This window comes from Rhizobium sp. 16-488-2b (assembly GCF_017741815.1).
Lineage (GTDB): Bacteria > Pseudomonadota > Alphaproteobacteria > Rhizobiales > Rhizobiaceae > Rhizobium.
The window spans coordinates 25,454-48,789 of sequence record NZ_JAGHMF010000004.1; the positions used below are offsets into that span (position 1 = coordinate 25,454).

Consider the following 23,336-nt stretch of genomic DNA (forward strand, 5'->3'; position numbering starts at 1 on the left):
CTTAGGAACATTTTCCCCATCAATGCGTTACACTCAGGATTAATTTACGGTGAGATTGGAGTCTTCATGCCCAGGTCGTTCAAGCAACTCGTCGTCGCGGCCATTTCCTCATTGATGCTGGTGACAAGCGTCGCGCCGTCGCAGGCCGTGCAGATGCCTGTCGCGCCGCAGGTGGAAAAATCGGCGGATGTTCAAAACGTGCAATATTGCCGCTATGGTCGTTGCGGACCGCGTCCGGGCTATTATGGCCGGCCGGGTGGCTACTATCCCGGTTATCGCCCCGGTTACCGCCCTGCCTATCGTCCCGGCTGGTACGGCGGCTATCGCGGCTACACCTACGCACGTCCCGGCTATCGTCACTATAACGGCTACTGGTACCCGCTCGCCGCCTTCGGCGCCGGCGCCATCATCGGCGGCGCCATCGCCAGCCAGCCGCGCTATGCACCGGCACCGCGCTACGTCGCTCCGGCCGGCTCGAGCCATGTCGCCTGGTGCCAGCAGCGCTACCGTTCGTACCGCGCCTACGACAACACCTTCCAGCCTTACAATGGCCCACGCCAGCAGTGCGTTTCGCCTTATTGAGGGTGAGAGGGGGGATTCGTTAAGCTCAGCGCCCGGAGCCCCCTCATCCGACCCTTCGGGCCACCTTCTCCCCGTTGGGGAGAAGGGAAGATGGAGCAAGCGGCTCGCCCCGAGTCTCTTCTCCCCAACGGGGAGAAGGTGCCGGCAGGCGGATGAGGGGGCTCCGGGCTCCGCCGTCTCACTAGCGCTAAACCCACCCACCTCACAAAATATTCACCCGCTTCAACAGCCACCACGCCAGCGCGATCGAAGCGATGATCATCCCGATCGCGTATTCCGTCCCCGTCGACCCCTGCGTGAACGGCAGGTTGGCCGTGTTCATGCCGAAGAAGCCGGTGACCAGCGTCGGCGGCAGCAGGAAGGCGGTCATGATCGATAGGATATAGAGGTGCCGGTTCGTCTCCGACGAGAGCTTGGAATCGATTTCTTCGTGCAGCAGCCGCGCCCGGTCCTGTAGCGCATAGATGTCATGATCGACCGTCTCCAGCCGCGCCGTCAGCCGTCCCGCGACATCCTCGAAGCCGAAAGGCATCTCGTCGTCATCGGAAGCCGCCGCCCGGCGCATCAAGCCGAGCACGGTTCTCAGGTGCCGATGGATGCGCACGACGGTGCGCCGGACCGGCGCCAGCCGCCGCCGCTCGTCGCGCGGCGCCGTGTCGTAGACGAAGTCCTCGATGATATTCAGCTCTTCCGTCAGGTCCATCACGATCGAAATCAGCGTGCGCTGGAATTCGGTGACCAGCAGCTCGAACAGATCGACCGGCCGGGTGAACTTCGCCGGGTTCTTCTCCATCAACAGCCGCGCCCGCTCGACGCTGCGCAGCGGCTGCAGCCGGGTGGTGATGATGAAGCGGTCGGAGATCGCGAAGTGCAGCCAGCCGAGATCGGCGGTCTCGTGATCGAACTCGCGCTGGCAGTCGACCAGCGTGCCGTAGAGCATCTGCTCGTCGACCGTGATGGCCGAATGCGTGTCATGCGTGGTGAGCGCCGCCTTGGCGTCGTCGGTAAGCCCCGATAGCGCATCGATAAGCGCGGGCACGCGGGCGTCGGCGAGGTTGAGGTGCAGCCAGTAAAAGCCGCCATCGGTGGTGAGGTCCGCCGGCAGCGCGTTGTTGGAGAGCCGTATCGGCTTGCCGCCGCCTTCAGGGAAACGGTAGCCCCAGACGAAACCCGGCATGCTCACAGGCAGTGTATCCATTCTTTGCCGGTCCTCTTGCATTGGCGGTGTGCTCCACGCTGGCGTCTGGGTCTCGGCGACCAGCAGCACCGGATCGGCAGCTCATATCAGAGCATGAGCATAGCGCCGCACCCGATGGCAAGACCCTTTCAAGCGATGCCTCCCTATGACGGCAACCCTACAGTTTCATGACAGTGACACCCACAAGTTTGAAATTGACGTTTACGTAAAAATCAATTAGCTCTGCCGTCGGAGGAGCGGGTAGGGGAGAGCTATCCCGCGCCGTCAGGCTTACGAGGAGAACAGTATGTACAAGGCGCCCGTCGAGGAGATCGCATTCACCCTGAAGCACGTTGCCGGTCTCGCCCAGGCGATCGACGACGGCCTGCTTGGCGATCTCGGCGAGGATCTGGTCGATGCAATCCTTCATGAAGCCGGCCGCTTCGCATCCGACGAGATCGCCCCGCTCGCCGAGATCGGCGACCGCCAGGGTGCGCGTATCTCTGACGGCAAGGTGACGACGCCGGATGGCTGGCGCGATCTCTACCGCAACTGGATATCAGGCGGCTGGAACGGCCTGACGGCATCCGAAGACTTCGGCGGCCAGGCGCTGCCGCACATGTTGAATGTCGCGGCACTCGAAATGTGGAACTCCGGCTCCATGGCCTTCGCGCTCTGCCCGACGCTGACCATGGGCGCCATCGAGGCCATCGCCGCCCACGGCAGCGACGCGCTGAAGGCGACCTATCTCCCGAAACTCGTCTCCGGCGAATGGACCGGCACGATGAACCTGACGGAACCGCATGCCGGCTCCGATCTCGGCGTGCTCAAGGCCCGCGCCGAACGCCGCGACGACGGCAGCTACCGCATCTTTGGCCAGAAGATCTTCATCACCTGGGGCGAACACGACGCCGCCGACAACATCATCCACCTGGTGCTCGCCCGCCTGCCGGATGCGCCTGATGGTACGCGCGGCATCTCGTTGTTCCTCGTGCCGAAGTTTCTCGTCAACGAAGACGGCTCGCTCGGCGCCCGCAACGATCTCTTCTGCCACGCGCTGGAGCACAAGCTCGGCATCCACGGCTCACCCACTTGCACGATGATCTATGGCGACGGCCGCTTCGGGGAGGAGAAGGGCGCCATCGGCTGGCTGGTCGGGGAGGAAAACAAGGGCCTTGCCTGCATGTTCACGATGATGAACAACGCCCGCCTCGCGGTCGGCATGCAAGGCGTCGCGATTGCCGAAGCCGCCACGCAGAAGGCCGTCGCCTATGCCCGCGAGCGCACCCAGGGCAAGGCGCCCGGCTGGACGGGAGCAGGCCAAACAGGAGCCATGAGCCCGATCATCGAACACCCCGATGTCATCAGAATGCTGCTCACCATGAAGGCGCTGACCCAGGGCGCCCGCGCCATTGCCTACAGCTGCGCCCACGCCACCGACATGGCGCACCGCGCCGGCGATGACAAAAAGCACTGGCAGGAGCGCGCCGCCCTGCTGACCCCGGTCGCCAAGTCCTTCGCCACTGATATCGGCGTCGACGTCGCCTCGCTCGGCATCCAGGTGCATGGCGGCATGGGCTTCATCGAGGAAACCGGCGCCGCGCGCTATCTGCGCGACGCCCGCATCGCCCCGATCTACGAAGGCACCAACGGCATCCAGGCGATCGACCTCGTCACCCGCAAGCTGCCTCTATCCGATGGCGGCGAGGTGAAAAGCCTGATCGCCGAACTACAGCAGATCGCCGACCGCGTCGGTGCCTCGAATGCCGAAAACTTCGGCGCCACCGCGAACCGACTCAACGCCGCCATCACCGACCTACAGGAGGCGACCGACTGGCTCCTGGCGCAACTGTCAGCGGGCAAAGCGGTCGACGCGCTCTCCGGCGCCACGCCCTATCAGCGCCTGTTCGGCCTGACGCTCACCGGCTGCTACCTCGCCAAGGGCGCGCTCGCCGATGCTGATGATGGCAAGGCCGCCGATCGCATCGCGCTCTGCCGCTTCGCCGCCGAAAACCTGCTGGCCGAGACCACCGCGTTGAAGGATAGCGTCATCAACGGCGCTGCAAGCCTTGCCGCCGCCAAATCCATTCTCGCCTGAGGGACCCGATATGACTGACCACATTCTCATCGAGCGCCCCGAGGCCCATCCCGGCGTCCAGATCATCCGTTTCAACCGCTCGGACAAGAAGAACGCCATCACCCGCGCCATGTATTCCGTCATGACCGAGGCGCTGACCGCGGCCGATGGCAACCCCGCTATCCGCGCCACGGCCTTTCTTGGCGCCGAGGGCTGTTTCTCCGCAGGCAACGATCTCGGCGACTTCCTGGCTGTTGCGATGGGCGGCGGCATGCCGCGTGAAGTCGTCGATTTCCTCTACGCACTGGTGCGCTCGGCAAAGCCCATCGTCTCGGGCGTCGATGGCCTGGCGATCGGCATCGGCACCACCATGCATCTGCATTGCGACCTGACGGTCGCCTCCGCCCGCAGCCAGTTCCGCACCCCCTTCGTCGATCTCGCTCTGGTGCCGGAAGCGGCCTCCAGTCTGCTTGCGCCGCGCATCATGGGCGCCCAGCGCGCCTTCGCCATGCTCGCCGCCGGCGAACCCTTCTCCGGCGGGGAGGCGAGGGATGCCGGCCTGGTCTTCAAAGTCGTGGAGCCGCATCAGGTCGAGGCGGCAACGCTCGGCCTCGCCGCAAAGCTCGCCGCCAAACCGCCCGAGGCGCTGCGGCTGTCCCGCGATCTCATCCGCGGCGACCGCGAAGAGATCATCGCCCGCATCGACGAAGAAGCCCGCCACTTTGCCACTCGCCTGCAAAGCGCCGAAGCCCGCGCCGCCTTCGAAGCTTTCATGCGCCGTTGAGGCTGCCAAGGCGGCCGAAATGTTCAAAAAGTATTACTTTTAATCAAATTTTACCAATTCCCTTGTTTAGTGATCGGCAATGCATGACGCAGCACGGGCATGAGCGCCCGGCCCCTTTTCCGGCACAACCAAAGGCGCAGACGCCAGCGGATCGACCCCCCGATCGCTGAGGCATGTCGGTCGGCCGCATTCGAGACAATGCTATGTTCAAAATGAAGATCAAGACGCTGCTTCCGGTGCTCTTTCTGTCCCTCGTCGCCATTTCCCTCGTGCAGGGCGCCATCGCCGCCGTCGCGTTGACCAGTCTCGAAGCCAATACGCGTGAGATCGGCGCCCGGAATATCCCGAATACCGAGCGCCTGCATGCCATCGTCACGACGCTGAACGACGTGCGCCGCAGCTATGCCGATTATCTGCTGGCCTCCGGCAAGACCGATTTCCGCAACGCCGAGACCACGCTTAAGACCCGCCGCCAGCGGCTTGCGACCGCCATCGATGTCTTCGAAACGCAGCCGAAGAGCGAGTATATGACCCAGAACTTCGCGCGGCTGCAGAAGGCGCTCGCTAACGACACGGCCGTCGCCGACAAGATCATCGCGCTCGCGCTCGACAACAAGCGCAGCCAGGCCAATTCGCTCTATCGCGGCGAGCTGTCGATGTCGGCAAACAACATCCAGACGCTGATCGACGGCATGATCGCAAGAGATCGTCAGTCGACCGATGCCGGCCTCGTTTCGGCCGCCGGCAACTATTACGCCGGCACGGTCTCGATCGTCGCCGGTCTTGCGGTCGCGCTCGTTGCCGCGATCGCCGCCGCCTATCTGGCCTGGAAGCGCATCTCGCGGCCGATCACGACGATTGCCTCGCGCATGGCCGGTCTTGCCGACGGCGATCTCGAAGCCGCCGTTCCATATACCAACCGCCATGACGAGATCGGCGACATGGCCGCCGCCGTCTCCGTCTTCCGCGACAACGCTTTCGCCCGTCTCGATCTCGAACGCAGCGCCGAAGACAACCGCGCCCACGCCCGCGACGAGCGCGCCCGCAACGAAGCCGTCACGGCGCGCGAGGCGGCCGAGATCAATCACGTCGTGGAAGCACTGGCCGGCGCTCTCGGTGCGCTGTCGGAAGGCGATCTCGCCCATCGCATCGAGCAGCCTTTCGCCGATCACCTTGATCGCCTCCGCAGCGACTTCAACACCTCGGTCGCCAAGCTCAGCGAAGCGCTGGAAGAGGTCGGTCATAACGCGCATGCGATCGACGCCGGCGCCGGCGAAATCCGCAACGCCGCCGATGGCCTTGCGCGGCGCACCGAGCAGCAGGCCGCCTCGATCGAGGAAACTGCCGCCGCACTCGAAGAGATCACCACCACGGTCAAGGACACCGCCCGCCGCGCCGAAGAGGCCGGCAGCCTCGTGTCGCGCACCCGTGGCGGCGCCGAGGAATCCGGCAATATCGTCCGCAAGGCCGTCTCCGCCATGACCGAGATCGAGCAATCCTCGCAGAAGATTGCCAACATCATCAGCGTCATCGACGACATCGCCTTCCAGACCAATCTCCTGGCGCTCAACGCAGGCGTCGAGGCCGCGCGCGCTGGCGAAGCCGGCAAGGGTTTTGCCGTCGTCGCCCAGGAAGTGCGCGAGCTCGCGCAGCGCTCCGCTACAGCCGCCAAGGAGATCGAGACGCTGATCTCGGCTTCCAACGCCCAGGTTCGCTCCGGCGTCAGTCTCGTCGGCGAAACCGGCAAGTCGCTGGAAACGATCGTCGGCCAGGTGCAGGACATCAGCCGCCATGTTGACGCGATCGTCACCGCCACCCGCGAACAATCGACCGGCCTTGCCGAGATCAATACCGCGGTGAACACCATGGACCAGGGCACCCAGCAGAACGCCGCGATGGTCGAGGAGCAGACGGCCGCAAGCCACGGCCTGGCGCAGGAAGCGGCCAAGCTGATGTATCTGCTCGGCCAGTTCAACCTGCAGCCGGGCAATCACGGCATGGCGCGCCGCTACGCCGCCGCCTGATCGATAGGTGATATAAACGACAAAACGCCCGCGCATGTCGCGGGCGTTTTTTATAGACTTGGAAAGATCGGGGAAACCCGTTATCCGTGCATCCGCTGGCGCTCGGGCTGCTCCGCGATGAAGCGATTGTTGCGGGCCGAAAGCGGCTCCACCGGTAGAATATCGATGACATCGGCAGCATCGAATTTGTGCTTCATGCCGCATATCGTGGCAATCACGACGCCCCTGTCAATATTGAAGGATGTCGCCAGGAAATTCCGTTCGTCGCCATGATCATCAATGGAAATAACAAACATATTATCCTCCGTGTATTATCCATTGATACACGCAGATTATTTATCATAGATGAATTTATAGATGAATTATATTCTGCCGAGCTGGATGATCATTAGGAAATTCTGTTGAACTTCCGCTGCACTCGCAGCTACTCGCAGGTGCAGCGGAAGCCAACAGGATCAGCTCGCCTGCGGGATGCGCGCGATCACCTTGATCTCGAAATCAAAGCCCGCCAGCCAGTTGACGCCGACAGCCGTCCAGTTTGGATAGGGCTTGTCGCGGAACACCTTCAGCCGAACATCGTTGACCGTCGCGAACTGGTTTTCGGGATCGGTATGAAAGCTGGTGACGTCGATGATGTCATCGAAGCCGGCGCCGGCAGCCTTCAGCACGGCGGCGAGATTGTCGAAGGCGAGCTGCACCTGCTTCGGAAAATCGGGCTCGGGCGATCCGTCCTCACGGCTGCCCACCTGGCCGGAGACGAAGAGAAGATCGCCGGAGCGGATCGCCGCCGAATAGCTGTTGATCTCATAAAGCGCCTGTCGGCCGGCGGGGAAGATTGCGTCGCGTTTGGTCATGTCATGCTCCTGTTTCAACAAGGCAAAGGCAGGGCGTCCGCCGTCACGCCAAAGGGCGCGACACGTTGTAACGCGTCACCTGGATCTCTGCTCTTCACTCTCGGGTGCGCAAGTGATATACGCCCCGTATGTGAATATAGGAAGCATGCGTTGCGTATGTCAATACACATACGCCGCGTATGCTAATTTATGGAGGCAAGGGTGACGGCGAGAACGCGCGCGCAGATGGTCGAGGAAACCCGGGGGAAACTCATCGCGGCCGGCCGAAAGGCTTTTGCCACAAAGGGTTACGCCGCCTCGTCGATGGATGATTTCACCGCCGAAGCGGGGCTGACGCGTGGCGCGCTCTATCACAATTTCGGCGACAAGAAGGGGCTGCTGCAGGCCGTCATCGACCAGATCGACGCCGAGATGCTGGTGCGCCAGCGCGCCGCGCAGGCACAGGGCCGGACGCCGTGGGAGGGTTTCCTCAACGAAGGCATCGCCTATATCGAGATGGCGCTCGAGCCTGAGATCCAGCGGATCATGCTGCTCGATGGTCCCGCCGTGCTCGGCGATCCCTCGCACTGGCCGAACCAGACCGCCTGCCTGCGCACAAGCACTGAGACCATCGAGGCGCTGATTGCTGATGGTATCGTCAAGCCCGTGGATGCCGAGGCCGCCGCCCGGCTGATCAACGGTGCGGCGCTCAACGCAGCACTCTGGATCGCCGCGGCCGATGATCCGCATGCTGTGCTGGAAAAGGTCGTCGATGCCTTCAAGTATCTTGCCGGCGGCCTGCTGCGGACCGACAGCTGACCCTTGTCCGATAGCGGGGACGCCGGGCTTATTTCTCCAGCGTCGCCACCACCTCGACATGCGAGGTCCACAGGAACTGGTCGATCGGCGTCACCGAGGTGATGCGATAGCCGCCCTCGACGAGAATGGCGAGGTCGCGCGCAAGCGTCAGCGGGTTGCAGCTGACGGCGGCGATCTTCTTCACCGTCGAGCGGGCAAGCTCCTTGCACTGGAATTCGGCACCGGCGCGCGGCGGGTCGAAGACGACGGCGTCGTAGACCTTCAGTTCCGAGGTCATCAGCGGCCGGCGAAACAGGTCGCGGCGCTCGACGCTGACGGGCTTGATGCCCTGCGTGTTGCGCGCGGCGTGGTCGAGTGCCGCAAGCGGCTTGTCTTCGCTTTCGACAGCATGCACGCGGCCGATCCGTGCCAGCCTGAGCGAGAAGGTGCCCGTGCCGGCGAAGAGGTCGGCGATGCGCTTGGATTTGCCGATATGGGCAAGCACCAGCTCGGCCATCGCTTCTTCCGCCGGCTTGGTAGCCTGCGTGAAGCTTCCCGCCGGTGGCGATACCTGGACGCCGCCGAAATCGAGCATCGGCTTCACCGGCTCGATCAGGATCTCACCATTGACGGAGACGCGTGCGATCCCACGCATCGAAAGCACGGTCTCGGTCGCCTTCCGCCGCTGCTGGTCCGAAAGCTTCTTCAGGCCGTCGGCGGCAATGTCTAGGCCGGTCGCCGTTTCCAGCACGGTGATACGGAACGCTTCGGCGTTGATGGCAAGTGCCGCGCCAATCGCCTTGATCGCCGGCAGCCGCGCAATGAGGCTTGCCGACGAGATGGGACATTCCTCGATATTGACGAGGTGATGGCTTTCGGCCTGGTTGAAGCCGATGAGCATTTCTTTCTCGGTCTTGCGCGCAGCGAACGTCACGCGGCGGCGCTCGCCGGGATGAGCGACGACAAGCTCGCCGACCTCGGGCGTCAACCCCTTGGATTTCAGCGCGTCGATGACCAGCTGCCGCTTGAAGCCGCGATAGAGCGCGTCGCCTGCGTGCTGCAGCGTGCAGCCCCCGCAGGTGCCGTTGACGCCATCGGGGCCGAAGTGCCGACAGTGCGGTTCCTGCCGGTCCGGAGACGGCGTGGTGATCGACATCACCGTGCCCTGGCTCTTGACGCGCGCGATGGCGACCGTCTCGCCCGGCAGCGTGAAGGGCACGTAGACGGGGCCATCAGCGCCGTTGGCGATGCCGTCGCCCTGGGCGCCGAGCTTCTGGATGGTGACTGTTTCAGTGCTCACGGCTTGGTTCCTGCGAGTAGATATTCCTGGTTTCCGTCCCCGCCCGAGATCGGCGAGGGGATCAGCCCGAGGCTGGTCCAGCCCATGTCCTCGACGAACCAGCGCTCCAGTTCGGCGGCAACGGCGGGTGCGGTCGACGGGTCCTTCAGCATGCCGCCCTTGCCGATCGCCTCGCGCCCGGCCTCGAACTGCGGCTTCACCAGCAATACGGCCGTCGCACCCTGTTCGGCGAGGTCGAGCGCTGGGGCCAGCGCCAGTTTCAGCGTGATGAAGGAAACGTCGGAAACGATGAAGGTGAGGGGATGGCCGACATCTTCGGCCTCCAGATTGCGCGCGTTCAGGCCCTCGATATTGGTAACATCGGGGTTTTCGGCAAGCCGCGGATGCATCTGGCCGTGGCCGACGTCGATTGCGGTCACGTGCGCGGCGCCGCGTTCGAGCAGCACTTCGGTAAAGCCGCCAGTGGAGGCGCCGACATCGAGACAGTGATGGCCCGTCGGATCGAGCTTGAAATGATCGAGCGCGGCCGCAAGCTTCAGCGCCGCGCGCGAGACGTATTCCTGTGCGGGATCATCGATCTCGATCGAGACATCCTCGCCGAAGACGGCGCCGGCCTTGGTGACGACCTTGCCGTCGACCTTGACGGTGCCGCGGCTGACCGCGTCGCGGGCGCGCGAACGGCTGGCAAAGAGACCCAGGCTGACGAGGAGCTGGTCGATGCGTTGTGTATTTTGATCGGACATGGCCTGTCCATGCCGGGCAATGCCATCAGTTGCAAGCCTTTTGTTGATTGCCGCCACCGTCGCAGCAGTCCTCTGATGTCACATGGATCGGCCATGCCCGCTCACCCGTCGACAGCAATGGGAAAATTAGCGGTCTCTAGGCAAGAGAAAAGAGACCTACAACCTGCGCTATGATGGTGTGTGGCGACGAAGCGTCAAACGGGTTGAATCCCCGAGAATTCAGCGCCTGCAGCCAATAAACTGCGACCAGTTGCCGCGCCGACTTAAACAATTTTAAATTTTCCGTGGCTAGTGTCGCCGTCGATTGCAGCGGCCGAAAACCGCGTCCGCCATGATGGCCCGAAATTCCACCGCCGATCATGTTTTCCCTCGTTGATAGTTTCCCCGCACGCGCTGACGCGTGCCCGATTTGCCATGGCGCCAGGCGCCCAGGAAAGACCGACTGATGTTTGCAAGAAACATGTCCCTGAACGGTAAGCTCGCCGCGACTTTCGCGGCTCTCATTCTCATCTTTGTATCCGTCTCCGCCTTCGTCTATTCGAAGGCCGGCGCCGTGGCGGAAGCTGCCATCGAGGAAAAGCGGTCGGAGCTGCTGGTCAACCAGATCGACGACGCGCTGCAGGCCATGCTCGAGCAGGCCGTGAACCTGCGCGGTTTCCTGCTCTTCAAGAGCGACAGCACCTATGGCGATCTCTTCAACAACCGCGACCGCATGCTGAACGCGATTGCCGCCGCCAAGCAGACGGCCGCGGGCAAGACCGAGTTCGTGAGCCAGATCGACGCCATGCAGAAGGCCGCCGACCTCTATTTCAACCAGCTCGCCGTGCCGCAGAGCAAGGCGCGCAAGGAAACCGACATGCCGATCGACCAGATCGTCAAGATCGGCGTCAACGAAACCAAGGGCCAGCTCGACGGCTTCCGCCAGGCTTCGGCCAAGATCAAGCAGGCCGCGCGTGATGAATCCGCAGCGCTTTCCGCCATCAAGGCCGATGCAAGTGCGGCGCTCAACATGACGCTGCTCTTCGGCGGCATCTTCGCGGCCTTCGCCGCCGTCGTGCTCGCCTGGATGCTGTCGCGCAGCATCGTTCGCCCGATCGTCGGCATGACCTCCGCCATGGGCCGTCTGGCCGGTGGCCAGAATGATATCGAGGTTCCGGCACTTGATCGCCAGGACGAAGTCGGCCGCATGGCGCAGTCGGTTCTGGTGTTCAAGAACGCGGCGATCGAGAAGCTGCGCCTTGCCGGCGAAACCGACCGCATGCGTGGAGACGCCGAACGCCAGCGCCAGATGGGCGACGAGCAGAAGGCGCGCGAGGAAAGCGAACTGCGCTTCGCCATCGACAACCTCGCCGACGGTCTCTCTGGCCTTGCCAACGGCAATGTCGCGATCCGCATCACCACCGCCTTTGCGCCCCAGTTCGACCGCCTGCGCAACGACTTCAACCACGCCGTGGAGAAGCTGCAGGCAGCCCTGCAGTCGGTTGGCCACAATGCGTCCGCCATCAATGCCGGCGCCGGCGAAATCCGCACCGCAGCTGACGATCTGGCCCGCCGCACCGAGCAGCAGGCCGCAGCCGTCGAGGAGACGGCAGCAGCGCTGGAAGAGGTCACCACCACGGTCCGCGACAGCGCCAAGCGCGCCGAGGATGTCGGCCAGCTCGTCGAGCGCACCCGTCTCGGCGCCGAGCGCTCCGGCGAGGTCGTCCGCAAGGCCGTCACCGCCATGCAGGAAATCGAGAAGTCCTCGGGCGAGATCTCCAACATCATCGGCGTCATCGACGACATCGCCTTCCAGACCAACCTGCTGGCGCTGAACGCCGGCGTCGAGGCCGCACGCGCCGGTGAAGCCGGCAAGGGCTTCGCCGTCGTCGCTCAGGAAGTGCGCGAGCTCGCCCAGCGCTCGGCCAACGCCGCCAAGGAAATCAAGGCGCTGATCAACACATCGGGTACGCAGGTGAACTCCGGCGTCTCGCTGGTCGGTGAAACCGGCAAGGCGCTGTCCGAAATCGTCGGCGCCGTGCAGGAGATCAACCGCCATGTCGGCGCCATCGTCACCGCCACGCGCGAACAGTCGATCGGCCTGCAGGAGATCAACACCGCCGTCAACAACATGGACCAGGGCACCCAGCAGAACGCCGCCATGGTCGAGGAACAGACGGCCGCCAGCCACTCGCTCGCCCAGGAAGCCATGGCGCTGGACGATCTGCTGCGCCAGTTCAACCTCGGCAACGACCGCGCGGCACCGCGCGCCGCAACCGCCACTCCCGCCTCGCGCCCGGTCGCCTCGCCGGCCAACGCACTGAAGCGCAGCGTTGCCCGCGCCTTCGGTGGCGGTGGCGCAAGTGCCGCGGCTGTCAAAGAGGAATGGTCGGAGTTCTGATCGAACGCCTGATCAGCGACAGGAAAGGGAAGGGGCTGCGCATCGCGCGGCCCCTTTCGTGTTCAGGACCTCATCTGGCCGCAAACCTCAGCTGGCCAGCGCCAGCCCGCCATAGCGGCTGATCTCGCTTTCGATCTCGGCCACCAGCGTATCGAGCGCTGCGTTGCGCACCTTGCGGCCGCGACGGACCACATAGACGAGATCGGGCGGCACGGGGAAGCGGTCGGTGATAATCTGCATCTCCGGCCGCAAATGCCGCTCGTTGAGCAGCGCCACGCCCATGCCGGAGCTGACGGCGGCGATAATTCCCGCGGCACTTGCGCATTCGAACACCGTCTCCAGCATGATCCCGCCATCCTGCCCGATATCGAGCGCCCAGTGGCGATAGAAGCAATCGTCGTGGAAGGAGAGGAAGGGCACGGACGCCGTCTGCGGCAAGAGCAGGCTCGGATGCTTCACCCAATGCAGCGTCTCTCGAAACAGGATGACATCGGTCGGGCGCACCTCGTGGGCAAAGACCTGCACGATCGCCGCGTCGAGCTCGCCCTGCTCGAGCATTGCCCGCAGCACCAGGCTCATCCGCACCTGCGTGCGCACGGAAACATCCGGATGCAGCCGGCGGAAGCGACCGAGAATATGGGCGAGCGCCGAGCAGGTCGTATCCTCCGTCAGCCCGAGCGCGATCCGCCCCGCGAGCGTCGTCTTCGACAGGCTGAGCAGCGCCTCGTCGTGCAGCCCGAGAATGCGCCCGGCATAATCCAGCAGCTCCTCGCCCTCGGTGGTAAAGGCGGTGGTGCCGGCCTTGCGGTTCAAAAGCTCGCAGCCGAGGCTCGTTTCCAGCCGCTTTATCTTGTGGCTGACGGCCGATTGCGACAGGCCAAGCGCTTCCGCCGCCCGCGTGATGCCGCCGTGATGACGGATCGCCCAGATGGCGCGCAGCGCGTCTATCTCCAGTCGCCGGTTGTTCAGGTCGCTCATGTCACTCGGTCTCTTCGTTGCCTGCCGATCAGAGCATGCAATGATGAGCCAGCATTTGCAAACTTCCATGACTGGTTTCGCTTGAATGTCATGCCGTGATCGAAATTTGTCATGTGCTCGCCGGCAACCAATGGCTTATGCCCTCGGTGAGACGCATGACAGGGATCACCGATGACGGACCACGCATTGACCGCCACGACCAAGCAGCAGCATCGCCTTCTATGGCCGCTGATGGCCACATTGCTGATCATCGGCTGGAGCTCCGGCTTCGTCGGTATCCGCTATGCCAGCGAGGAGGCAAGCGTCGTGCTCGTGCTCTTCTGGCGCACGCTGCTGTCTGGCCTGATCCTGCTGCCCTTCGCCCTGACCATCGGCCCGCGCATGCAGCGGAAGGCGATCGTCGGGCAAATGTGGTTCGGCGTCATGTCGGTCTTCCTATATCTCGGCGGCTTCGCGCTGGCGATCGAGCAGCGGGTACCCACCGGCCTCGTGGCGCTGATCTCGGACTTGCTGCCGCTCGCCATCGCCACCCTGTCGCAGCCGGTGCTCGGCGAACGCCTGAGCGGCCGCCAGTGGCTGGGCACGGCGATCGCCGTCGCCGGCGTGCTGATCGTCTCGCTCGATAGCCTCAGCTTCGGCTCGGCGCCGCTCTGGGCTTACGGATTGACCGTCGGCTCGATGCTGATCTTCGCGCTCGCCTCGGTGCTCCACAAGCGCCGGCGCGTCGGCCACATGCCGGTGCACCAGAGCCTCTGCATCCACACGCTGACCGGTTCGGTGCTCTTCGGTATCTGCGCACTGATGCAGGGGGACATCGCGCCGCCGATGACTGAGAATTTTGCCATCGGCATGGTCTGGCTGGTGCTGATCGCCACCTTCGCCGCCTATTCGGTCTATTACACCAGCCTGCGGCTCTTCCCGGTCGCCAAGGTCAGCGCCGCGATCTATCTGAGCCCACCGGTCACCATGCTCTGGGCCTGGGCGCTGTTTTCCGAGCCGCTGACGCTGACGATGTTTGTCGGTCTCGGCGTCACGCTGGTCGGCGTTTTCATGACCTCGCGCGCCTGATACCTCACGCGTCGTTCGCCTTGCCATCGCGAAAATACAGGCGCTGGATGACCGCCATGATCAGCGCCGTCGCCCAGCCGAAGATGATCCAGCCGTTGACCGCTTCGAACACCGAAATCTGCCGCCACTCCTTGCCGAGCACGACATCGCCATAGCCGACCGTCGTGAAGGTGGCGGTGGAGAAATAGATGGCGTCGTCAAGCGAGGGCAGGGCGCCGATCAGGTAGTAGAGAAGCGCCCATAGGCAGATATCGAGACTGATGGGAATGAGGAGGTAGCTGACCCAGGCGACGGTCGCGATCGTGGCATGGCGGCCGAGATATCCCGGCTGCGCATGCCGGATGGCGCGAAGCCCGATCTCCATGAAGACGGCCTGTATGGCGACTGTGGCCGCGATCAGCGCGGTGGCGAGGAGAAAATTGACGGGCACCGGACCTCCAGTGGATGTGGGTCAATATTGTACGGCGATCTCGGCTTCGTTGCGTCTACGCGCGAGCCTACAGAACGGAATGTCTTCCGTAGCGCATGCCGAACGCCGCCCTCCGCCTTCAGCATGCGCGCGACTGGTCTCAGCATGTGCCCGACGCAGCAGCCACCGCACAAGTTCCCTTGCTTCGCGCGGCTCAAGCAGGACAGCCGTCACCCCGGCCTCGACAGGCAGGCCCGTCGCCCGGTCGATGACGTTAACAAGCCCAAGGCGGCCCGGCACAACCATGTACCGCACTCCGATCGCCGCTCCTGACTGCATTCCAACCACACCCCTCGCTTTCATCCCGGCCAAACTAGCAGGCACGTCACGTTCCGCATTGCGCAGGATCAATCCTTCGGGGGAAAGGCAGCCATATCGGCACAGCGTTGATCGCACGCAATGCAGGACGGTCGCCAAGCCCCTATGCTCATCCGCGCGAAAATCCGGATGGAGCCCGCCGTGCAGAACGTTCAGCGCAAACATGGGCCTTCGGGGCTGGTCGAGGTTGCAATGGCGGAGCTTCGTGCCGCGCCGCTCCTGGCGCTCCTCGTCTTCGTGCCCATCGTGATCCTGACCGATATGGCGGCACCCGAGGCCCATACGCTGCTCTTCATCCTCTCCGTGCTGGCGATCATCCCGCTCGCGGCCCTGCTCAGCCGCGCAACGGAAGCCGTCTCCGCCCGCACGGGCGACGCCGTCGGCGGCCTGTTGAACGCAACGCTCGGCAATCTCACCGAACTCGTCATATCGCTCGCCGCCCTGCAGGCCGGGCAATATCTGCTGGTCAAGGCATCGATCGCCGGCGCCATCGTCACCAACACGCTCTTCATGCTCGGCGGCTCCTTCCTGCTCGGCGGCCTCAAGCATCACCTGCAGGAGTTCAATCGCGTCAGCGCCCGCTTCCAAGCGTCGCTGCTCTTTCTCGCCACTGTCGCCCTGTTCGTGCCCTCGCTGGTGAACCGCGCCGATCAGGGGCCGGAGATGGTGCAGGCGCTCAGCCTCGGCCTCGCCGTGATCCTGATCGCCGTCTACGCCATGGGCATGCTGTTTTCGCTGAAGACCCACCGCGAGCTCTTCGCCAGCGTCGGCGAGGCAGAGGAGCACCATGGCGGCTGGGGGCTTTCGACCAGCATCATCATCCTGGTGGTGGTCGCGCTCTTCGTCGCGTTGATCAGCGAGGTCTTCGTCGGCTCGGTGCAGGCCGCCGCCGAGAAGATGGGCATGACGCCCGCCTTCGTCGGCTTCATCGTCGTGGCGCTCGTCGGCGCGGCGGCGGAAATGACCGCGGCCTTCTCGGCCGCCCGCGCCAACCGGCTCGATCTCAGCGTCGGCATCGCGCTGGGCAGCGCCTCGCAGATCGCGCTCTTCGTCGCCCCCGTTCTCGTCATTGTCAGCTATTTCATCGGCCCTGAGCCCATGTCCCTGCAATTCTGGCCGGGCGCCGTGGCCATGATGTTCCTCGCCATGATGGCGGCGGCACTGCTCTCCAATGGCGGGCGCGGTGCCTGGTATGTCGGCGTGCTGGCGCTCGCCGTCTACGCCATATTCGGCCTGACGCTATTCCTCCTGCCGCCCGCCGCTTCCTAGAATCCGGCAAAGTTCGCAGACGTGCGCATCCGCGCCACATCCCGCTTCGGCGTCTCCTTGTGCACGCGGACATAGTCGCGGTTGAACTGCGATGGGCTGTCATATCCGACGCGAAACCCCGCCTCGGCCGCCGTCATGCCCTCGACGATCATCAGCCGACGCGCCTCCTGCAGGCGGATCTGGGTGCGAAATTGCAGCGGGCTCATCGCCATCGCCGCGCGAAAATGCTCGTAAAAGGATGACGAGCTCATGCCGGCGATATCCGCCAGCTCGTCGATCGCGAACGGGCTTCCGAAATTGCGACAGACATAATCCACCGCCCGGCCGATCTGGTTCAGCCGGCTTTCGCCGCTGGCGATCTGCCGGATCAGCCCGCCCTGAGGTCCCGATATCAGCCGATGCAGAATCTCCCGCTCGACAAGCGGCGCCAGCACCGGCGCGTCCTCGGGCGTATCGAGAAGACCGAGCAGACGCGCCGCCGCATCGATCAGCCGTGGCGTCGTCTTGCTCACCCGCGCCGCCGCCGGGTTTTCGTCGCGCGCTGATTGCCCCGCGATTATTTCGTTCAGAAGCGTGCGGTCGAACTCCAGCCGCAGGCAGAGATAGGGCGCGTCAGCGCTCGCCTCGATCACCGCGCCGATGACCGGCAGGTCGACGCCGACCACGAGATAATGCGCGGCATCGTAGATATAGCTGGCATCGCCGATCGTAGCCCGCTTGCGCCCCTGCGCCACGATGCAGCAGGAGGGCTTGTAGAGCGTATGCAGCGGCTCGGTCGTTGCCGAGGATCGTATAACGCCGACACGCGGCAGCGCGGTGTCGAAGTTCCCATCCACGCCGGCATGGCGGTCGATCAGGGCGGCGAGATCGGTAATCGTTTCCATGGCGCCAGCATCGGACGTCGCGCGCGCTTTGCCAAGAGAGCATCATCCCATTTCGGAGGATCGTGCAAGAATTCCGGAAAAGCCGTCTACCGCAATTGGCCCCGCCGGCGCGATCCTGTGTCGGTCAACAGATCGCTTGAGGAGCAAGACATGACCGATATGAACAACAAGGTGGTGGTGATCACAGGCGCCAGCAGCGGCATCGGCGCCGCAACGGCCCGCGAATTGGGTCTCGCCGGTGCGAAACTCGTCATCGGCGCGCGCCGAACCGACCGTCTGGACGCTTTGAGCGAGGAAATCCGCGCCAACGGCGGTGTCGTGATCTCGAGAGCGCTCGATGTCATCGACCGCGCCGACATGCAGGCCTTCGTCGACGTCGCTATTGCCGAGTTCGGCCGCGTCGACGTCCTCGTCAACAATGCCGGCGTCATGCCGCTGTCGCTGATGTGCTCGCTGAAGGTCGAGGAATGGGACCGGATGATCGACGTCAACATCAAGGGCGTGCTCTATGGCATCGCCGCCGTGCTCCCCGTCATGAACGCCCAGCAATCTGGCCAGATCATCAACGTCTCCTCCGTCGGCGGCCTCGCCGTCTCGCCGACAGCGGCGGTCTATTGCGCCACCAAATACGCGGTGCGGGCTATCTCGGATGGCCTCAGGCAGGAAAACAAGATCCTGCGCGTCACCTGCGTCTATCCCGGCGTGGTCGAATCCGAACTCGCCGACACCATCACCGAACCCTTCGCCGCCGAAGCCATGGTCGCCTACCGCGCCGTGGCGCTGAAACCCGACGCCATCGCCCGCGCCATCCTTTACGCCATCGACCAGCCCGCCGACGTCGACGTCAACGACATCGTCGTGCGCCCGACGGCCAATGCGGGGTTGTGACGGGGAGGCTGGGGGGCGTTGGAGAGGTAACGGCTTACTTTGAGTAGGTGATACCCCCCTCTGTCCTGCCGGACATCTCCCCCACAAGGGGGAGATCGACCCGTTGAAAGGTCTACGCCAAACAATGAGAGTGGAGCGAGTGGCCGCCCCCAGCCAATCTCCCCCCTTGTGGGGGAGATGCCCGGCAGGGCAGAGGGGGTAATTCTTGCGCAGAGTTAGCGTAAACAAAATCGCCAAGGCCGAGCGATCACCCAACCCATCAACCAAATCCGCCTACCCGGCAAACCCGACAGCCGCCGGCCGCCCAAGCGCCTTGAACACGGTGCCGACGATCCCGGCCCGGTCGAGCCCGGCCTGTGCATTCATCACCTCGGGCTTCGCCTGCTCCACCCAGAGATCGGGCATGACAAGCGAGCGCACCTTCAGCCCGTTGTCGAGCAGGCCCTCGGTCGCCAGGAACTGCAGTACATGGCTGCCGAAGCCGCCAACCGCACCCTCTTCCACGGTGATCAGCATCTCGTGGTGACGCGCCAGCTGGCGGATCAGGTCGTGGTCGAGCGGCTTGGCAAAGCGCGCATCGGCAACCGTGGTCGAGAGGCCAGCGGCGTCAAGGTCCTCGGCGGCCAGCATGCAGTCGGCCAATCGCGTGCCGAAGGAGAGCAGCGCCACCTTGGTGCCTTCCTTGACGATCCGGCCCTTGCCGATCTGCAGGATTTCGCCGCGAACCGGCATCTCGACGCCGACGCCTTCGCCGCGAGGGTAACGGAAGGAGATCGGGCCGGCGTCGTAGGCAGCCGCCGTGCGCACCATGTGCTTCAGCTCCGCCTCGTCGGCGGCGGCCATCACGACGAAGCCCGGCAGCGTCGCAAGGAACGTCGTGTCGAAGGAGCCCGCATGCGTCGGCCCGTCGGCGCCGACGAAGCCGGCGCGGTCGATCGGGAAGCGCACTGGCAGCCCCTGGATCGCCACATCGTGCACCACCTGGTCGAAGGCGCGCTGCAGGAAGGTCGAATAGAGTGCTGTAAACGGCTTGTAACCCTCGGCAGCAAGCCCGGCGGCGAAGGTCACGGCATGCTGCTCGGCAATGCCGACATCGAAACAGCGCGACGGAAACACGCTTGCCAGCTTGTCGAGACCCGTGCCGCTCGGCATGGCGGCGGTAATGCCGACGATCTTGTCGTCGAGCTCGGCTTCCTGCACCAGCGCTTCGGCAAACACATTGGTGTAGCTCGGCGCATTCGGTTTCACCTTCGCCTGCGCGCCGGTGATGACATCGAACTTGTTGACACCGTGATACTTGTCGGCCGCGGCCTCCGCCGGCGCGTAACCCTTGCCCTTCTGCGTCACCACATGGATCAGCACCGGCCCATGCGCATTGTCGCGCACATTGCGCAGCACGGGCAGCAGGTGCTCGAAGGAATGACCGTCGATCGGCCCGATATGATAGAAGCCCATCTCCTCGAACATGGTGCCGCCGGTCACGTAACCGCGCGCATGTTCGACGGCGCGGGTGATGGCACGATCGACCGATTTGCCGAGATAGCTGGTCAGCTTCTTGCCGACCTCGCGCATGCCCATATAGGTGCGGCCCGAGGCAAGGCGTGCCAGATAGGCGCTCATGGCGCCCGTCGGCGGCGCGATCGACATGTCGTTGTCGTTGAGGATGACGATCAGCCGCGCATCCAGCGCGCCGGCATTGTTGAGCGCCTCATAGGCCATGCCTGCCGACATCGCGCCGTCGCCGATCACCGCGATGACATTGCGCTTCGAGCCGGAAAGATCCGCTGCGACGGCCATGCCGAGGCCGGCCGAAATCGAGGTCGAGGAGTGCGCGGCGCCGAAGGGATCGTATTCGCTTTCGGCGCGGCGGGTGAAGCCCGAGAGCCCGCCTTCCTGGCGCAGCGTGCGGATGCGGTCGCGCCGGCCGGTCAGGATCTTGTGCGGATAACACTGGTGGCCGACATCGAAGATCAGCTTGTCGTCGGGCGTGTTGAAGACATTGTGGATGGCGATCGTCAGTTCGACCACGCCGAGGCCGGCGCCCAGATGTCCGCCCGTCTTCGACACCGCGTCGATCATCTCGTCGCGCACCTCGCGCGCAAGCTGCGGCAGGTCGCGATCCTCCAGCTGTCTGAGGTCGGCCGGAAAGGTTACTTTATCCAGCAGAGGCGTCTTCGGCGGTTGTGTCACGGGTAGGCACTCTTTCTTGTGATTCTTTGGCATATGGCCTCGGCCATAAGTTGCGGTCAAAAAAGGTCGATTTCAAGAACCGCAAACCACCTTTCTAGAGGAGAACGCTACTCCGGCAAAGGGACGAATTCTTCTTCATCCCCCGGAACGATGTCGAAACGGCCGGTGCGCCACTCTTCCTTGGCTTTTTCGATCCGCTCTTTCGACGAGGAAACGAAGTTCCACCAGATGTAACGCTTCGAGTTTAGCGCTGCTCCGCCAAACAGCATGAGATGACAGCCCTGGCTGCCGCCCTCGAGCGTGATCGCGTCACCCGGACGGAACACCAGCAGCTGATCGGCCGCGAATCGGTCGCCCGCGATCACCACCTCGCCCGACAGAACATAGATTGCCCGCTCCTCATGCGCGCCGCCGAACGGAAACTTCGCGCCGGCATCGAGATTGATATCGGCATAGAGCGTGTCGGAAAACACGCTCACCGGCGAGGTCATGCCCTCGAACGCGCCGATGACGACCCGCCCGCGCACCCCGCGCTCGTCGATCACGGGCATTTCGCTCTTTTCCGTATGCGCGAAGGAGGGATCGATCTCCTCCTTGTCATCAGGCAGCGCCAGCCACGTCTGCAGCCCGGACATCAAGAGCGGATGGCCGCGCAGATTATCCGGCGTACGCTCCGAATGCACGATACCGCGCCCCGCCGTCATCAGGTTGATATCACCCGGCCGGATCACCTTCTCGGTTCCAAGGCTGTCGAGATGCCGGATTTCGCCATCGAACAGATAGGTGACTGTCGACAACCCGATATGCGGATGCGGCTTCACATCGAGCGCCTCATCCGGCTTCAATATTGCCGGCCCCATCCGATCGAAAAAGATAAACGGCCCCACCAGCCGCCGCTGCCTTGTCGGCAGCGCCCGCCTGACCTGAAACCCGCCGATATCGCTGGTGCGCGGGATGATCAGGTTCTCGATGGCGTCGCAGGCAAAGGCATCGCCGGGGAGGGGGTCTTTGCCGGGGAAGAAGGACATGCGGGGCCTTTCTAAAGCGTTTCCTGGTCGTCAGGATACTTCGCCAGGAATGTTTCGAGCTCGGCAAGCAATCGCGGAAGATGTTCGCTGATAGCGGCCCAAAGCACCTCGTCCAGTACATCAGGATAGTCATGGCGCAGAATGTTGCCGAAATTCCGGATGCCGCTCCAATTGTGTAAGGGGAATAGCTCTTCAGCAAGCGGACCAAGCTTTACCGCTGCTTCCGAAAGCCGTGAAAAGCACCGTTCGCAAGCATCCTTTACCAGGTTGTTGCGAACATAGTCTCCAAGTTCCATTCCGTGCGAGTATCCGAGAATGGCTTGGCCGTTCTCGACGATATCGCGCATGCGGATGAGAGGGCGCTTAGTAGGCAACGGCGCGGTCCCGTTCCACGTTGCGCTTGAACCGTTCCTTGCCCAAGGGTTCCGCGACTATATCGACGCTAGGCGCGCCCGTGATTCTGCTGATCAGCAGGCGCAGATTTTCTAGCGCGCTGAAATAGCCAAAGCCGGACTGGATCACGGGCTCTGAGAATTTGACAAGCACGTCGAGATCCGACTCGTCAGTCGCTTCGCCGCGCGCGACAGAACCGAACAGCGACACGTGCTCCGCGCCTGCTGCCCTGAGCTCGGTCTCATGCTTGCGAATGATCGCTATGACCTGATCCTTGTCCATGCCGCCAATATAATCGACCTCTGCGACTTGGTCGAGACGCCGCCACAACCGGCCAAGTCGACCGCAGCAATCACATCGCCGTAAACCCATTATCGACGAACAGATGCGCGCCGTTGACGAAGCTCGATTCATCGCTGGCGAGATAAAGTGCCGCCCGCGCCACATCCTCCGGCTCGCCGATGCGGCCCTGTTGCGCTGCGATCGCGGCATCCGAGACATCGACGCCGAGTTTCTGCAGGTCGGCCACTTCGCGCAGGCCGTGCGGTGTGCGGATGAAGCCGGGGCAGACCGCGTTGCAGCGGACGTTGCGGTCGCGGAACTCGACGGCGATGGCGCGCGCGAACATGTGCACGGCGCCCTTGGTCGTGTCGTAGAGCACCTCCATCGGTGTCGCCGCGACAGCCGAGATCGACGAGGTACAGACGATCGACCCGCCGCCGGCGGTAATCATCTTCGGCAGCACCGCCCTGGTCATCAGAAACATCGAGCGCACGTTGACGGCATGCAGCCAGTCCCATTCCTCAAGCGTCGTCTCAAGGAACGGCTTGATGACGATCGTGCCGGCGTGGTTGAAGAGCACGGTCACTGCGCCGTAGCGCGCCTCGATGTCCGAAACGGCCGCGTTCACCGCCGTCTCGTCGGATACATCGGCCGTCCAGAAATCAGCCTCGCCACCGGCGGCCCGGATATCCTTCACGGTCTCAGCCGCCGCCTCGCCATTACGATCGATGATCGCGACCTTCGCGCCCTCGGCCGCAAACAGCTTCGACGCCGCCCCGCCCATACCGGTCGCCCCGCCCGAGACAATCGCGATCTTGCCCTTCAATCTATCCGTCATGCCGTCTCGTCCCCTCTGCTGTTTCGAGGATGA

At 63.7% G+C, this 23,336-nt stretch carries 23 protein-coding genes and 1 pseudogene; 10 read left to right on the forward strand and 14 right to left on the reverse strand.

The window, feature by feature from the left end; all coding sequences use genetic code 11:
* The first annotated feature begins 66 nt into the window (after positions 1–66).
* The gene (locus tag J5286_RS04800; protein WP_209189386.1) at positions 67–582 is read left to right on the forward strand and encodes a BA14K family protein; all 516 of its coding nucleotides are present in this window, start codon (positions 67–69) and stop codon (positions 580–582) included.
* A pseudogene (locus J5286_RS31125) lies at positions 548–754 on the forward strand (hypothetical protein); the annotation flags it as partial. The gene J5286_RS04800 and the pseudogene J5286_RS31125, both read left to right, overlap by 35 nt.
* 30 nt (positions 755–784) lie before the next feature.
* On the opposite strand, the gene J5286_RS04805 reads toward J5286_RS31125, so the two are convergent.
* On the reverse strand, positions 785–1,780 hold the full coding sequence (locus J5286_RS04805; RefSeq protein ID WP_209189388.1) for a transporter: 996 nt from the start codon (positions 1,778–1,780) through the stop codon (positions 785–787).
* A 286-nt stretch (positions 1,781–2,066) separates the two neighbouring features.
* Between J5286_RS04805 and J5286_RS04810 the strand changes: the two genes are divergently transcribed.
* The 3 genes from J5286_RS04810 (at position 2,067) to J5286_RS04820 (ending at position 6,644) form a co-directional block, all read left to right on the forward strand.
* Positions 2,067–3,857 (forward strand): acyl-CoA dehydrogenase family protein, encoded by a 1,791-nt coding sequence (locus tag J5286_RS04810; RefSeq protein WP_209189390.1) that lies wholly within the window; start codon positions 2,067–2,069, stop codon positions 3,855–3,857.
* A 10-nt stretch (positions 3,858–3,867) separates the two neighbouring features.
* Complete coding sequence (locus J5286_RS04815; protein ID WP_209189392.1) at positions 3,868–4,620, forward strand: crotonase/enoyl-CoA hydratase family protein; 753 nt, start codon at positions 3,868–3,870, stop codon at positions 4,618–4,620.
* Positions 4,621–4,823: 203 nt separating this feature from the next.
* Positions 4,824–6,644: a methyl-accepting chemotaxis protein gene (locus tag J5286_RS04820; RefSeq protein WP_209189394.1), complete on the forward strand. Its 1,821-nt coding sequence runs from the start codon at positions 4,824–4,826 to the stop codon at positions 6,642–6,644.
* An 80-nt stretch (positions 6,645–6,724) separates the two neighbouring features.
* Here the strand turns inward: J5286_RS04820 and J5286_RS04825 are convergent, their stop codons facing one another.
* Together J5286_RS04825 and J5286_RS04830 are read right to left on the reverse strand one after the other, a co-directional pair.
* Positions 6,725–6,940, reverse strand: coding sequence for a hypothetical protein (locus J5286_RS04825; RefSeq protein WP_209189396.1), 216 nt, complete (start codon positions 6,938–6,940; stop codon positions 6,725–6,727).
* 159 nt (positions 6,941–7,099) lie between these two features.
* Positions 7,100–7,498, reverse strand: a complete 399-nt coding sequence (locus J5286_RS04830; protein ID WP_209189398.1) for a RidA family protein — start codon at positions 7,496–7,498, stop codon at positions 7,100–7,102.
* Between the two features lie 189 nt (positions 7,499–7,687).
* Between J5286_RS04830 and J5286_RS04835 the strand changes: the two genes are divergently transcribed.
* On the forward strand, positions 7,688–8,296 hold the full coding sequence (locus tag J5286_RS04835; RefSeq protein WP_209189399.1) for a TetR/AcrR family transcriptional regulator: 609 nt from the start codon (positions 7,688–7,690) through the stop codon (positions 8,294–8,296).
* A gap of 28 nt (positions 8,297–8,324) precedes the next feature.
* Here J5286_RS04835 and J5286_RS04840 read toward each other — a convergent pair whose 3' ends face one another.
* The 3 genes from J5286_RS04840 to J5286_RS04850 all read right to left on the reverse strand — a co-directional run bounded on the left by J5286_RS04840 (position 8,325) and on the right by J5286_RS04850 (position 10,679).
* The gene (locus J5286_RS04840) at positions 8,325–9,575 is read right to left on the reverse strand and encodes a class I SAM-dependent RNA methyltransferase (RefSeq protein WP_209189405.1); all 1,251 of its coding nucleotides are present in this window, start codon (positions 9,573–9,575) and stop codon (positions 8,325–8,327) included.
* A complete protein-coding gene (locus J5286_RS04845) occupies positions 9,572–10,318 on the reverse strand; it encodes a TlyA family RNA methyltransferase (RefSeq protein ID WP_209189407.1) in 747 nt (248 codons plus the stop codon). The genes J5286_RS04840 and J5286_RS04845 overlap by 4 nt, the downstream gene beginning before the upstream one ends.
* A gap of 136 nt (positions 10,319–10,454) precedes the next feature.
* Positions 10,455–10,679, reverse strand: coding sequence for a hypothetical protein (locus J5286_RS04850; RefSeq protein ID WP_209189409.1), 225 nt, complete (start codon positions 10,677–10,679; stop codon positions 10,455–10,457).
* Between the two features lie 84 nt (positions 10,680–10,763).
* Between J5286_RS04850 and J5286_RS04855 the strand changes: the two genes are divergently transcribed.
* Positions 10,764–12,698 (forward strand): methyl-accepting chemotaxis protein, encoded by a 1,935-nt coding sequence (locus J5286_RS04855; protein WP_209189411.1) that lies wholly within the window; start codon positions 10,764–10,766, stop codon positions 12,696–12,698.
* An 87-nt stretch (positions 12,699–12,785) separates the two neighbouring features.
* Here the strand turns inward: J5286_RS04855 and J5286_RS04860 are convergent, their stop codons facing one another.
* Complete coding sequence (locus J5286_RS04860) at positions 12,786–13,676, reverse strand: LysR family transcriptional regulator (protein WP_209189413.1); 891 nt, start codon at positions 13,674–13,676, stop codon at positions 12,786–12,788.
* A 171-nt stretch (positions 13,677–13,847) separates the two neighbouring features.
* Here J5286_RS04860 and J5286_RS04865 point away from each other — a divergent pair, with 171 nt between their 5' ends.
* The gene (locus J5286_RS04865; RefSeq protein ID WP_209189415.1) at positions 13,848–14,744 is read left to right on the forward strand and encodes a DMT family transporter; all 897 of its coding nucleotides are present in this window, start codon (positions 13,848–13,850) and stop codon (positions 14,742–14,744) included.
* Between the two features lie 4 nt (positions 14,745–14,748).
* Here the strand turns inward: J5286_RS04865 and J5286_RS04870 are convergent, their stop codons facing one another.
* Positions 14,749–15,174, reverse strand: coding sequence for a potassium channel family protein (locus J5286_RS04870; RefSeq protein ID WP_209189417.1), 426 nt, complete (start codon positions 15,172–15,174; stop codon positions 14,749–14,751).
* Positions 15,175–15,723: 549 nt separating this feature from the next.
* Between J5286_RS04870 and cax the strand changes: the two genes are divergently transcribed.
* On the forward strand, positions 15,724–16,800 hold the full coding sequence (gene cax, locus J5286_RS04875) for a calcium/proton exchanger (protein WP_449089928.1): 1,077 nt from the start codon (positions 15,724–15,726) through the stop codon (positions 16,798–16,800).
* Here cax and J5286_RS04880 read toward each other — a convergent pair.
* Positions 16,797–17,684 (reverse strand): AraC family transcriptional regulator, encoded by an 888-nt coding sequence (locus tag J5286_RS04880; protein ID WP_209189420.1) that lies wholly within the window; start codon positions 17,682–17,684, stop codon positions 16,797–16,799. The two genes, cax and J5286_RS04880, sit on opposite strands and share 4 nt — an antisense overlap.
* Positions 17,685–17,834: 150 nt before the next feature.
* On the opposite strand from J5286_RS04880, the gene J5286_RS04885 reads away from it, so the two are divergent.
* Entirely contained in the window at positions 17,835–18,572 is a 738-nt protein-coding gene (locus tag J5286_RS04885) for an SDR family oxidoreductase (RefSeq protein WP_209189422.1), read from the forward strand.
* A 273-nt stretch (positions 18,573–18,845) separates the two neighbouring features.
* Here J5286_RS04885 and dxs read toward each other — a convergent pair whose 3' ends face one another.
* From dxs to J5286_RS04910, 5 genes are all read right to left on the reverse strand, one after another.
* Entirely contained in the window at positions 18,846–20,762 is a 1,917-nt protein-coding gene (gene dxs / locus J5286_RS04890; protein ID WP_209189424.1) for a 1-deoxy-D-xylulose-5-phosphate synthase, read from the reverse strand.
* Between the two features lie 107 nt (positions 20,763–20,869).
* Entirely contained in the window at positions 20,870–21,790 is a 921-nt protein-coding gene (locus tag J5286_RS04895; protein ID WP_209189426.1) for a pirin family protein, read from the reverse strand.
* An 11-nt stretch (positions 21,791–21,801) separates the two neighbouring features.
* Positions 21,802–22,137, reverse strand: a complete 336-nt coding sequence (locus J5286_RS04900; protein WP_209189428.1) for a HepT-like ribonuclease domain-containing protein — start codon at positions 22,135–22,137, stop codon at positions 21,802–21,804.
* A 16-nt stretch (positions 22,138–22,153) separates the two neighbouring features.
* Positions 22,154–22,465 carry a nucleotidyltransferase family protein gene (locus J5286_RS04905; RefSeq protein WP_209189430.1) on the reverse strand — a complete coding sequence of 104 codons (312 nt, stop codon included), beginning with the start codon at positions 22,463–22,465 and terminating at the stop codon, positions 22,154–22,156.
* A gap of 70 nt (positions 22,466–22,535) precedes the next feature.
* Positions 22,536–23,303, reverse strand: coding sequence for an SDR family NAD(P)-dependent oxidoreductase (locus J5286_RS04910; protein ID WP_209189432.1), 768 nt, complete (start codon positions 23,301–23,303; stop codon positions 22,536–22,538).
* Between the last annotated feature and the right edge of the window lie 33 nt (positions 23,304–23,336).